Consider the following 11976-nt stretch of genomic DNA (forward strand, 5'->3'; position numbering starts at 1 on the left):
TATTTGTCTAAGACCAGTAAAAGAATAGTGTAGTATTAAGTAAGTGTCGTAGTGAGTCATAGCTGCTTGTTACTACAGCATATACATTGGAAAAATTTCATTTGCTAAAGCCGTATTCTAAATAAATAAAATAATAACAATAATGAGTAAAAAAATATGATCAAACTTCCGCAGATTGGCCCAGCAGTATTAGTTACTGCCGCTTTTATCGGTCCCGGTACTGTTATCACTGCCACTATGGCAGGGGCTAATTACGGTTTTAGTTTGTTGTGGGCATTAGTTTTTTCTGTTTTTGCTACTATTGTATTGCAAGAGATGGCCGCTAGGCTGGGCGTGGTGACCCAAAAGGGCTTGGGAGAGAATATACGTTTAGCCTGTACGACAAAATTCAGTAAGTACCTGTCCATATTCTTGGTCGTTTCAGCCATTGTTATTGGTAATGCAGCCTATCAAGGAGGGAATATTTCAGGGGCTAGTCTGGGCTTAACTCATCTCTTTGAAGATCAGCATTGGTTTGCTTTTACTTCCATTTGGCCGGTAGTTATTGGTCTGCTTGCCTTTAGTATTCTTGCTTCGGGCAGTTATCGTATTATCGAAAAGTCACTTATTGTTTTGGTCGGTGTAATGAGTATTGCTTTTCTCGCCAGCTTCTTTCTTATTGACATAAATTGGGCTGATTTTTTCAGTGGTTTATTAATTCCCAGCTTACCTTCAGGGGCAACACTTACAGTGATTGCGTTAATTGGCACTACAGTGGTGCCTTATAATTTATTTTTACATAGTGCCAGTGCCAGTAAAAAATGGCAGAAGGTAGAGCAACTTGAAGATGCCCGAAAGGATTTATACTTTGCTATACCGCTGGGCGGTTTGATATCTATTGCGATAGTTTCAACAGCAGCAACTGCCTTTTTTGGCCAACAAATTCAAATTACTAATGCCGCAGATATCGCACCAGCCCTTGAGCCGGTATTTGGCGATTTATCCGCGGTGTTTATTGCTATTGGTTTATTTGCCGCAGGTATTTCTTCAGCGGTAACAGCCCCGTTAGCTGCCGCTTTTGCCTTAAGTGGCATATTAAACCTAAACAAAAACTTAAACGCTTGGCCTTTTAAATCGATTTGGTTGGTTATTTTACTACTTGGTGTGTTGATAGCTAGTTTGGGTTATAAACCTATGGCCGTCATTTGGTTTGCACAAGTTGCCAATGGTGTTTTATTGCCGTTAATAACAGTGTTTTTACTGTGGATGATGAATAGCCAAGCGCTTGGGCAGCACCGTAATAATTTTAAACAAAATATGTTAGCAGGTATAGTTGTAGCACTCACCTTAATGTTGAGTGCTCGTAGTTTAATGTCGGCATTTGGTTTGTTGTAAGGCTTTATCGCGGAATTAATTATTTAATTCATTAACAAACCAAGCAACAATAGTTTGTGCGAGTTGTTTATCACTATCAAGTAGCGGATAACCATGTTTGCTGCCTTTATAAGATATCATTTTACTGTTTGCATGTTTGGCTGTGATAAATAGCTGCCCGGCACTAGTGAATGTTCTGCCATCATCTTGGGAGGCAATAATTAATGTCGGTTTTGTTGCTAATACTTTGTTATAGCGAGCGATGTTTTTATCTGACTGTGATGATGAGAAAAAGCCAATAGCACTAATGTTTTCTTTTTCGGCTAAAGTGATAGCTTGGCTGCCGCCACAACTTGCGCCAATTATGCCTACCTTACCCTGGTCACCAACTTTCTCTGTCAAATAATCAAAGGCTAGTTGCACATCATCTGGCCAATGTGATGACATGTTTGACCACGCTTTATTGCGTTCTTCTTTTGGCAACTTACGTAAATTTTTGACATTAAATATGTTATTTACACTCTCGCCAAAACCTCTGAAATCTATGCTTAAGGCATGAATACCACGTTGTGCTAATTGTTCACCAATATTGTTATACATAGTGCGGTTGTAATTACATTGGTGCAGCATTAATACCGCATGATTAGTTGAGTTTTGTTTGACTGTTTTTCCCTGATAATAATCGCCCTTTAGCGAGAATTTGTCTGAGGTAGTTAAGGTAATATCAGCAGCAAAGCTGGTTGCTGAAAAAAACAAAGTGGTGAGTAAAATCGACGTAAATAAACGTGGCATAACAATTCCTATTGTGGTTTTTATATCCTAGACCCATAAGCTATCGCTATTATTTCAAGGAGAACAGTTGAATGAGACCAAATGCTTTTTATTTGAGCTATATTACCCATTTAAGCCACTAACTTGCTCTATTCAGTATTTTTTATGTTTGGTCTTGCTATTGGTAGTGATATTTTATTGGCTTAATTGTATTGTCATGATATCGCCCTTAGGGGCATCAGTTTTAAAGAAAATAGCTTTAGTGCCATCACTATTAAAGTCTGTTACTCGAGACCTATCAGGGAGTTCCATCAACAACTTAACAGAAGCAGCTTGTTGGCCGTTGGCCATAACATATTCCTGTATGTGTCTTGACGGGCCCTCCTTTATTACAGTTAATATTGAATGTTCAAAAGCTTTTAACTCCCCTGGAACTAAATAGTCTAAGTTAGCAATAGGCTGCATAAGTGGCGTGATTTTACCGGTATTGATATCTTTGTTAATTAAACCGTTAACCTTATAATCTATCAATGTTAAGCCCGTTTCACCCGAATTTTCTTTAGCAAAAAGTCCTGCATTAGTTTGTATTAGTTTTGCATCTAACGTCTCGCTATCGTATTGGTAAATATTAACCTGTTTTATGTGCTCACTAATGTATATGTGACTATCGTCTTTACTCCATGTTAATGGGTATTTCATACTGGGAATTGTACTTTCTTTAATTGGCTTTCCTGTTGTTAAAGAGATTATTGAAAGTGTTAACTCTTCTTTTTTATAGACAACGGCTAAACGGTTTTTTGTATTTGATATTACAGGCTTATATATAAAGCTAGCTTGTAATTGAGTAACTTGTTTAGTTTTCTGAGTATTAAGGTTATAGGACCATACTTCATAGAAACCAGTGCGATTTGAAACAAAATACATGGTTTTATTATCTGTTGAATAAACACCATAATATTCGTTGGCATCACTATTCAGTTTTGGTAAAAAATCAAAACTTTGTTGTTTAATATCGGCAATCACTTGATTGGTAGACGATTTATAAGTGGCGTAATAAATTTGGTTTTGTTTGAATTTTGCGCGAGTAATGCGTTGTCCACTAGAGCTAGGCAATATACTTTTGATCGTTTGGTTATTTATATTTAACTGCCAAATACCTTTAGTTGCCGATACCTCTCCGGAAATGAGTAAGTTTCCGGAATCAAGTAAGGCTATATGTTCGACCCAGGAGAACTTGTTTGTAATAGTTTTATACTGATTGTTCTTTAAATCTAAAGAGATAATTTCTTTTACTTGATCACTGTTGTTAAAAAAATAAAGTGTCTGTCCATCTAAAGAATAAACTTGGTAGAGAATATCACTGGGTAAATGCAGTGTTGATTCATGTAAATAACTCACTTTATTGTTAAGCAAATTTATTGATTTAACTTCATGCAATTTATTATGTTGGTAATTATCGTATTCAATAAAGCTTATCGAAAAAGGTTCATTGGTCTTTAGCGTTAAATGAAAAATAGCATGTTCAGATTCATAAACAACTTCAGGCTCTTTTGTGAGAACGTGACGGATAATTTGAAATTGACCTGACTTTTTACGGATATAGGTAATGGTGTTTTTATCTAACCATAAAGGGGAAGATTCAATCCAATCATCATTGGTCATTTGCTCTGATTGATTGTTGCCTAATGTCTTCAGGTAAAGGTCAACCCGCTTCAGCTGAGAGCTGATATAAAGCATTTTATTGTGGTCTTTATGAAAGCTAAAGTCACCTTCAACACCGATGTCTTGAGTGACAGGTAAAATATTCTGAATTGCTAAGTTAGTAACACTTTTGGCTAAGTTGTCATTACTGACAAACCAAGTATAAAAAAATGTTGAGATTAACACTAAGCAAGTACTTATTAGCCATTTGTTTTTCGAACTAACTTGGCTGTTATTATTTAGACTTTCACTACTTTCACTACTTTCACTACTTTCAATTCTAGTGTTTTTCTCCGCGCTTTTTTCAGGGATTTTCTCTGCGGGGAAGTCAGCATTAGTTACTTTTACTTCGGCAATAAATCGATAGCCTTTTTTGGGGATTGTTTCGATATATTTTGGATTTTTAGCATCATCAACTAAAGCATTTCGCAATGAGTAGATAAGTTGGGAAATGACTTCATCACCTACAACAATATTTGGCCACAAGGTCGCCAAAATCTCACTACGTGTGACAACGTCACCATTTTTACTCGCCAGTAGTACTAATAATGACATGACTTTAGGTTCAAGCCGTTTTTTCTGTGATCTTTTAATTAATAAATTGGCTTGTGGGATCGCTTCAAATTCACTAAAACGGAATGCTTGATTAGATTTTTTCGTTATCAATGTCTGTAACCAGTTGAATTAAAACCAAATAAAAACATGATGTTTTTTTTAGTTTTTCATTATGTTTATTTACAACACATTAACACAAAATCGAATTGTGGTATTAATTTTTATCAAATTCATTCACATAATCATTAAGCGAATAATATTACATTCGTTTTTTATCAACTAATGGAACATTTATTCGATTTTTCAATAAGAATAGTTTCAAAAAAAGGAAGTTAAATGAACATAATCAAGCTTGTTAGTGTCATATTATTATTGGGTGTTACAGCCTGCGGTAGTAGCGAAAAGGAAGCCGAAATAATTATAGATGAAGAGCCTAAAGTCGTTAAGGAAGACAAAAGTGCAGTGCTTTGTTCTGACATAAGTTGTGAAGAAGATAATAAATTTATTATTAAGCAAGTATATGCTGATGTAATTAACGGTCTAAATACAGGTTTGACTGCTTCTTTATATAGCGAAACTTTTATTCAGCATAATGCTAGTATTACAGCAGGCGTTGAAGGGCAAGAAGCATACTTTGTTGATCTGACCACTCGTTTGCCTAATCACATTGCGACCATCAAACATATAATCGCAGATGGCGACTATGTTGCTGTTCATTGGCATTATTCAGATGACGTTGAAAATGAGTTTGTCGGTAGTGCTATGGTTGATTTATACAAACTTGCTGATGGTATGATCAGTGAACATTGGAATGTTAGCATGACGCCTAATGTTAGCACAGCAAGTGGTAATTCAGTTTTTAGTGATTTATATATCTACCCAGAGAATACGTTACCTAATAATAATGCTGATATTGAAGATGAAAATAACGTTATGGTAACTGCGTTTTATTTAGATTTATTTAACAACCAAAATCTCAATTTGATTAGTGAATTGGTAGACTCAAGTTACTTACAACATAATTACTGGGTACCAAACGGTAGTTATGCTTTAGAAAGCTTTGTTAGTGGTGGAGGCACTGGCGGTCTGTCTATTTTCTTAACACTGGCTGAAAAGGATATGGTTTGGACTTTTTCAGGCTCAGGTGCTGCTAATTTAGAAACAGTCGATTTGTGGCGAGTAGATAACAATATTAATAAAATTGTTGAACACTGGGATGTATTTTAAATCATCATCAGCATAACAAAAAGGATGCAGATGCATCCTTTAGTATACTTACCGCACGGGCTCTTTACAGTAAACACTGGTCTCTACGTCACTACTTGTTAATGATTGTTATTGTTTGTTAGTGCTGTGGGGTATTTTTTGGGTATTTTTACATGCTTAATGGATTTAGAATAACGGCATCATGGAAGTGTGTTTTGCAAAAGTGTGCATACTTCATTGTTTCTTCAATTCTAGAGTGTCCGAGTATTTCTTTGAGTACCAAAATATTCCCGCCGTTCATCATGAAATGACTAGCAAATGTATGCCTTAAAGCATGTGTAGCTTGCCCTTTGGGGAGTGTTATACCTGTGTTAGTTAATGACGTTCTAAATGTTTTCATACTGTCATTAAACAATCTACCTTCTTTTTCGGGTATTTCATTTTTAAGCTCGTCTGAGATAGGTATTATTCTTGTCTTTCCATTTTTGGTTTTAATGAATGTAATAAAGTTATCTCTTAGGTTTCTGCTTAGTAGTTTTTCAGCTTCTCCCCACCTTGCACCTGTTGATAAACATATTTTTGAAATGTAATAAGCATCAATATTATCTGAATTTTTTAGCTCATTTAATAAGGTCATTATTTCTTTTTTTGAAAAAAAGCCCATTTCAGGTGCTGAATATTTTAATTTTTTAAGGCCGCTTAATGGATTGATTTTTAATTCTCCAAGCCTTATCAACTCATTAAATACACCCTTTATTTTATTTTGGTCTTCATTTATGGTTTTAGCGCATACTTTTTCTAATCGGATAGCCCTGTATGCTACCCATACTTTTGGCGTTAACTTCCTAGCAATAGGATCGTTAAGACCTGCACACATATTTTTTAATTTTTGAAGTGTTCTTTTTTCTTCAATTAAATTTTTTCCATGTAACTTATGCCACAAATCAATAATTTCGCTTAATTTTCTATTGTCGTCTTTATCAGGTTGCCATTCTTTTAAACCATTACTTTCTGAAATTAAATGATTCATAAATCGCCTTGCTTCACCAAGTGTTAAGAAGGCTTTTTTGTATCGCTTACCGTTATGTCCATTAGGCCTAAAATCAAGTTGGTAAGGTGTACTATCTGAATCGGTTTTCCAAATTCCGTCTTGGATTTTTTTAATTTTTTTCATTACATTTTTATTCCATTTTTATTTAGAAATAGCATATTGTAATCTCTTGTAATGTGAATCTACTGATAAGTATTCTATTATCGCGTCAATTACGGTTTGATTTAAGTTTAAGGGATAAACATGGAAATAAAAAGCGGACAGTTATCAGCCCAATATCAACAAAACCTCAAAACACAACCTAAAACGGAGCAAAAGCAAGATAGCGCGACAGCTCCCGTTACTAGTTCTGTCGACTCGTTAGAAATTTCACCTGAAGCTATGGCGCTTTTTGGTGATGGAGGGTCACATCCAGACAGGCCAAAAACTGAGAAGTAATGATTAATCATGAGCTAGGTCACTTTATAGCTACATTTTATTTATTTGCTTACTTTCTTGTTTTTATTTTAAGTTTTATGAATAGAAATAATAACAAGTCAAATTTAATCGTGGTTGCTTTGGCTTTGTCTCTTTGTATTTTTAATCAGTATTTAAAGATTTCACTTGGTTTTTATTTTTATTATTTAGGAGCCGCAGCTTGTACATTATTTTGTATTTTATTTTCTTTAGCTGCTCATCTTTTTTTAAAGGTAAAACATGAGATATCAACGTTATTTATTTATGGCTTTTATTTCTTAATTTCTATTAGTTATCTAGTTATTCATAGGGTTAGAGTTGTTATATTTGATACTGATGAGCCGATAATGTGGTTGATAAACTCACAGTCAGCTTTCTCTCTAACTTTATATCTTTTAAGTATTTGTGTATTTGTTTATGGAACAAAAATAAAATGGAAATGGCACTTTGGGCGTTTATCTTTATAGTGTTTTTTTTGGTTTGTAAGACTTTAATGTTTGAAAAAACCAGTCCTGTATACCGTGAAAAGGAATTACTTAAACGGTATATTGAAATAAAAAGTATTGATGCTGATTATCGGGTTAAATACCTGAGAGAATGGGAGGAACAAGTTAAGCTATCCATTGAAGAGAGTGAAAAAACCACACGCAATAACGTGATTGAGTTGGGATCTTTTCGGATTGTTAAATAGCTTTTTTTATTTCGTCACTTGTTTTTATATCGCAATTTTCTACAATCTCAGACGTTATCATATTGGCCATTGTTGATATTTTAACGTCCTTACTCAATGTAATCATATCACTTTGCATAGCTGCAAAAATCCCCTCTGTTATAGACATTTTTAACACATTAATATCAATAGAACTCTTTTCTTTTCCAAATAATATGTAATCCATAGACACATCAAATTTAATAGAAGCAATTACACATGCTTCAAAAGGTATTCCACCTCTTTTTTTTGTTGATGCACCCCAGCTATCCGTGTAACCAAGCAGTATTGATAGTTCATTTACTTTATTAGTTTTAAATAACTCTAAAAGTCTAGAAAAAATTTCATTTGAATTCAATAACATATAAGAAAAACCCCAATAGTTTCATTTTATCAGTTGAAAGTGACGTAATATCAGTTTAGTATTTTCCTGCGTCAGTAATTGTTGCGTGACGTAATAAGGAGTAACTAAAACCATGTTAACAGGCAATATTACACTCACAGACACTCAATTTGAATCACTAAAAAGCGATTTAGTGCTTTTAAGTATGCCTTTTATCACTGTAGCCGACTATTCGCGTATTAGAGGCGAAACAGAAGGTAATGTTCGTCAACAAATTCACAAAGGTTTATTGCCAATAAAATCTAAATTAAAGGCTCGTGAAAAGACCTTTATTAATCTTGAAGCTTTGCGCCAAGAAGCGTTGGCAGCTTAACCATGATTAAACCTACCGTGTACTTTCAAAGAGAAGCTTGGGGCGATGTTTGCACCCAACACAAAGGTGAATTACATCACTTTTGCAATTTAGTCTCTTTAATTGGATTCCTCCAAACCGTACACGGTCATGAATTTAGCTTGGTTGAAGTTGACGAAAGCAACTTCCACGAACTTCAACAACAAGGGGCTTTTGATGAAAACTAAATCAACAAAAATCCCTTGTTTAGTTGATGCCTTATCGCTTACTTGGTCACCTAAAGAATTATTAAACATTAAGCACATGGCTAAAATTGGCGCGTGTGTAAAAGGCGAATTAATTGTTAAGGCTAAAGATGCTGCCTTGAACCGAGAACTAGCCAAGCTTGAGACCACAAAGAACAAAGAGTTATTAGCTACTAACGCATTTAACACTCATCAATATGAAGCTATTTTGAATCGCTATAAGGATTCATGTAGCAGCATTACTCGCGAATATAACAACCGTAGGCATAAAGACTTACGGTTAAATTCACTTGCTCTTTCAGAGTGTGAAGTTACTGCACGTTACGAATTACGTGACATGTTAAAGGGCGATTTAGAAGTTGATACAGGCGCTAAATATGGTGACCGTTTAAACAATTTATTAGACAACATCGGTATAGATTTACTTGATGTTTTAGGTTGTGGAGAGGTTGAGCGCTTTGTTTGTCGCTTAAATAACGTATTCACTCAAGAGACATTTATTTGGACGGTTAAGAATAATCCGACAGGACGTTCCAATTATTCTTATTCAGCCACTTTATACGCTGATGGTCAGCCCGCTGGTGTTATTTGCTGGGGTGGTAAAAACCTTGGTTGCTATGTTTCCTTTATGGGAACTGGTTGTAACGCTTTAGACATGAACCGTCTGTATGAAGAAATCAAAAATATACCCGCCATAAAAATCACTCGTATTGATTTGGCGCATGACGACCACGCAGGGAAGCACTCTATTAAAAAGGCTTTAACAAAAGCCAAGAAAGGCCAGTTTAACTCTGGCGGCCGTCCGGCTTCTTATATGTATATTGAGAGCGGACATTTAACCGAAAAAGCATTAAAAGAAAACTTTCAGGCGCTTAAAGAGCATGGCGGTTTTGAAACTAAATCTACTGCAAAAAAATCATTTGGTTTTATTCCAAGTAAAGGTAAAACGCTTTATATCGGCTCACGCGAGTCAGGCAAGCTTTTACGCATCTATGAAAAAGGCAAACAGCTTGGTGATAAAAAATCAAAGTGGGTGCGCTGGGAAGTTGAATTACATTCTAGTCAACGAGTAATACCCATTGATGCAATGGTGAAGTCTAGCGAATACCTTGCAGCTACTTACCCAGCGCTATCGTTCCTAAGTGTTGAGCAATGCAAAATCAAAACAATTGTTAAACAAGCATCAATGAGTATTGAGCGCATTGTTGAAAACCAAGTCATTAACACGAGAAAAGCTATCAACATGATGCGTGTTATTTGCGGCATGTCTGATAGTGAAATTGTAGAGAAATTTTTAAAAGACATTGAAGAGCCTGAATGCCGCTCGTCAATGCCTACTAGGTTGAAAGCACCTGTAGTTGAAGAGTGGGTGTTACAAAAAGAAGAGCAAGAAGCGGTAGCAGCTTAATTATTTAATTTATTGGAGTATAAAAATGGAAATTCAAACAGGTATATTTTTACGCGGTATTTTAGTTGGTACCAAGTTAACTAAAAATCGTTATACAGATAAAAGCGGTGCAGCTCAAGAAAATAGCTATACCGAAATAGGTATCGAAGTGTCCTTTATCAATGGCTTCAACCAAGAGCAAAAGATGATTAAAACTGCTCGGGTTAGTTCTGATAAAGAAAAGGATGCAATGTTTATTCAGACCCTTTCAGAAAATCATGGCGCTCTGGTTGAGCTACCTGTAAATGTTGGCGATTACCGCAACGTTTACGTTGATTCAAAAGCAGTACTACTTGTTATTGAACCTGCTGAACAACAAAAGGCGGGGTAATTTGTGGCCTTATGTGTAATTGCTAATCCTGATGGCTCACTGGTTAGTTCTCCAGTGTCAGTTAATGACTGTTCAGGTTATGTGCTTGTCGACTCAAATGAATATTTATTGATGCTTCAAACTTATGCAATTACACCTTTGGAAATTGCCCAGTCTTTTACTTGGGGGTTTGGTACGTATATCAGCTTTTGGTTCATGGGTTATGCGATAAAAAATGCCCGTAAAACTATAAAGCAAGTGTAAAAAATTCATGATTTCGGGGTCTTCCGATTTCAGAATATTAACGAGCAACTTTGCTCAAAACTTTAAAATTGGAGAATAAAAATGGACGCTATTTTTGCAGCGGTTGATCTTTCTACGGTAGCTACTTTTGTTGGTGTTGCTGGTTTAGCTATTGTTGGTATTTCTTTAGCTTATAAGGCTATCGGTTTAGCTAAACGTGCGGTTAAATCTGCATAATTTAAGGGGAATAATTATGGCGGGTATTTTACTCGCCCTTTTTGATATTTCTGTAGTACTGATAGGTGTTATGTGTGCAAAGGAAGTCTGTAAGGGGTTTGGATAATGAATAAATTTTTAAATTTGGCGTTAACACTTGTACTGTTAGCGCCTTTTTTTTCGTCTGCTGAAAGTATTTTTAATGAGTCTAATTCAATTCCGGCAACTACTTCAAGTTGTGAGAAATATATATGGCAAACAGATTTTGAGTCCTGTGGTTTTGATCAAAATACTGCTTTAACTATTTATTTAGAAAATTTTGGTGGTGGTGAAGTTAACGATTGTACTATTCAATCTCTAAAATTATATTCAGGTGACGACCCTAAAAACGGGGGGAGAGTGGACATTGTTTGTATGGAAACGGTACTTGATTATTTTAATAACCCTGTTCAAACCATGGGGCCAGTACATGGAATTACTTTTTCTTATGATGGGCCTGTTGCTGAAAATACTTGTAGTGTCTTAAATTCATATAACCCCCCTGACACTACCTTTTGCGTTAACCCTAATGAAATAGCATCTTTTGACTCTTGTGATTTTAATGACGTTTATACAAATCCTGTTTCTGAGCCTAATGTTTGTATCACTAAGTCTGATGGTTCTATTTGTGCAGCTTCATCTGTTGATATCGGCGGAGGCCAATCTGCTTATATGCCAACTGAAAATAACTGTTATAGCGATGTTTACCCTGTTTTGGATGAAAATGGTGGTGTTGGTAATCTTCCTGATGGCTCTGACCAGCAATGTACAGAATCTGGAGCGTTAAAGTATTGCCCTGCTAATCCTGAAGAGGTTTGCCCTAATGGTCAATGTGATGCTGGTTGTGGTCAAATGAACGGTCAATTTATTTGTGTTTCGCCTATAGAATCACCTGATGGTGGTGACGGCTCTGGTGGTGACGGCTCTGGTGGTGACGGCTCTGGTGGTGATGGCTCTGGTGGTGACGGCTCTGGTGGTG

General features: G+C 35.7%; 16 protein-coding genes. 12 read left to right on the top strand and 4 right to left on the bottom strand.

Going from position 1 to position 11976, the window contains the following annotated elements:
- Positions 1 to 156: 156 nt before the first annotated feature.
- Positions 157 to 1374 (top strand): Nramp family divalent metal transporter, encoded by a 1218-nt coding sequence (locus GAB14E_RS00645; protein ID WP_033084569.1) that lies wholly within the window; start codon positions 157 to 159, stop codon positions 1372 to 1374.
- A gap of 15 nt (positions 1375 to 1389) precedes the next feature.
- Here GAB14E_RS00645 and GAB14E_RS00640 read toward each other — a convergent pair whose 3' ends face one another.
- Positions 1390 to 2145, bottom strand: coding sequence for an alpha/beta hydrolase (locus tag GAB14E_RS00640; protein ID WP_033084570.1), 756 nt, complete (start codon positions 2143 to 2145; stop codon positions 1390 to 1392).
- 174 nt (positions 2146 to 2319) lie between these two features.
- Positions 2320 to 4491, bottom strand: a complete 2172-nt coding sequence (locus GAB14E_RS00635; RefSeq protein WP_033084571.1) for a winged helix-turn-helix domain-containing protein — start codon at positions 4489 to 4491, stop codon at positions 2320 to 2322.
- 225 nt (positions 4492 to 4716) lie between these two features.
- Between GAB14E_RS00635 and GAB14E_RS00630 the strand changes: the two genes are divergently transcribed.
- Positions 4717 to 5607, top strand: a complete 891-nt coding sequence (locus tag GAB14E_RS00630) for a nuclear transport factor 2 family protein (RefSeq protein WP_033084572.1) — start codon at positions 4717 to 4719, stop codon at positions 5605 to 5607.
- 148 nt (positions 5608 to 5755) lie between these two features.
- Here GAB14E_RS00630 and GAB14E_RS00625 read toward each other — a convergent pair whose 3' ends face one another.
- Positions 5756 to 6760, bottom strand: a complete 1005-nt coding sequence (locus tag GAB14E_RS00625) for a phage integrase (protein WP_033084573.1) — start codon at positions 6758 to 6760, stop codon at positions 5756 to 5758.
- 120 nt (positions 6761 to 6880) lie between these two features.
- Between GAB14E_RS00625 and GAB14E_RS00620 the strand changes: the two genes are divergently transcribed.
- From GAB14E_RS00620 to GAB14E_RS00610, 3 genes are read left to right on the top strand one after another with little or no spacing between them, the layout of a single operon-like run.
- Positions 6881 to 7075, top strand: coding sequence for a hypothetical protein (locus tag GAB14E_RS00620; protein WP_033084574.1), 195 nt, complete (start codon positions 6881 to 6883; stop codon positions 7073 to 7075).
- Positions 7075 to 7560: a hypothetical protein gene (locus GAB14E_RS00615; RefSeq protein WP_033084575.1), complete on the top strand. Its 486-nt coding sequence runs from the start codon at positions 7075 to 7077 to the stop codon at positions 7558 to 7560. The genes GAB14E_RS00620 and GAB14E_RS00615 overlap by 1 nt, the downstream gene beginning before the upstream one ends.
- Positions 7527 to 7784, top strand: coding sequence for a hypothetical protein (locus GAB14E_RS00610; RefSeq protein WP_033084576.1), 258 nt, complete (start codon positions 7527 to 7529; stop codon positions 7782 to 7784). The genes GAB14E_RS00615 and GAB14E_RS00610 overlap by 34 nt, the downstream gene beginning before the upstream one ends.
- On the opposite strand, the gene GAB14E_RS00605 is transcribed toward GAB14E_RS00610, so the two are convergent.
- Entirely contained in the window at positions 7777 to 8166 is a 390-nt protein-coding gene (locus GAB14E_RS00605; RefSeq protein ID WP_033084577.1) for a hypothetical protein, read from the bottom strand. The genes GAB14E_RS00610 and GAB14E_RS00605 overlap by 8 nt on opposite strands.
- Before the next feature lie 112 nt (positions 8167 to 8278).
- Here GAB14E_RS00605 and GAB14E_RS00600 point away from each other — a divergent pair, with 112 nt between their 5' ends.
- From GAB14E_RS00600 to GAB14E_RS25185, 7 genes are all read left to right on the top strand, one after another.
- Positions 8279 to 8518 carry a hypothetical protein gene (locus tag GAB14E_RS00600; protein ID WP_033084578.1) on the top strand — a complete coding sequence of 80 codons (240 nt, stop codon included), beginning with the start codon at positions 8279 to 8281 and terminating at the stop codon, positions 8516 to 8518.
- A gap of 2 nt (positions 8519 to 8520) precedes the next feature.
- Positions 8521 to 8724, top strand: coding sequence for a hypothetical protein (locus GAB14E_RS00595; RefSeq protein WP_033084579.1), 204 nt, complete (start codon positions 8521 to 8523; stop codon positions 8722 to 8724).
- Positions 8714 to 10150, top strand: coding sequence for a replication initiation factor domain-containing protein (locus GAB14E_RS00590; RefSeq protein ID WP_033084580.1), 1437 nt, complete (start codon positions 8714 to 8716; stop codon positions 10148 to 10150). Before GAB14E_RS00595 ends, GAB14E_RS00590 begins: the two co-directional genes overlap by 11 nt.
- 25 nt (positions 10151 to 10175) lie before the next feature.
- Positions 10176 to 10520 carry a hypothetical protein gene (locus GAB14E_RS00585; RefSeq protein ID WP_033084581.1) on the top strand — a complete coding sequence of 115 codons (345 nt, stop codon included), beginning with the start codon at positions 10176 to 10178 and terminating at the stop codon, positions 10518 to 10520.
- Positions 10521 to 10523: 3 nt separating this feature from the next.
- On the top strand, positions 10524 to 10763 hold the full coding sequence (locus tag GAB14E_RS00580) for a hypothetical protein (protein WP_033084582.1): 240 nt from the start codon (positions 10524 to 10526) through the stop codon (positions 10761 to 10763).
- Positions 10764 to 10844: 81 nt separating this feature from the next.
- Positions 10845 to 10979, top strand: coding sequence for a membrane protein (locus GAB14E_RS25600; RefSeq protein ID WP_033084583.1), 135 nt, complete (start codon positions 10845 to 10847; stop codon positions 10977 to 10979).
- Positions 10980 to 11084: 105 nt separating this feature from the next.
- Positions 11085 to 11976: hypothetical protein (locus GAB14E_RS25185; RefSeq protein ID WP_033084584.1), on the top strand; the 892-nt coding region annotated here is incomplete at its 3' end.

The organism is Colwellia psychrerythraea (assembly GCF_000764185.1).
In the GTDB taxonomy this organism is placed as follows: domain Bacteria; phylum Pseudomonadota; class Gammaproteobacteria; order Enterobacterales; family Alteromonadaceae; genus Colwellia; species Colwellia psychrerythraea_B.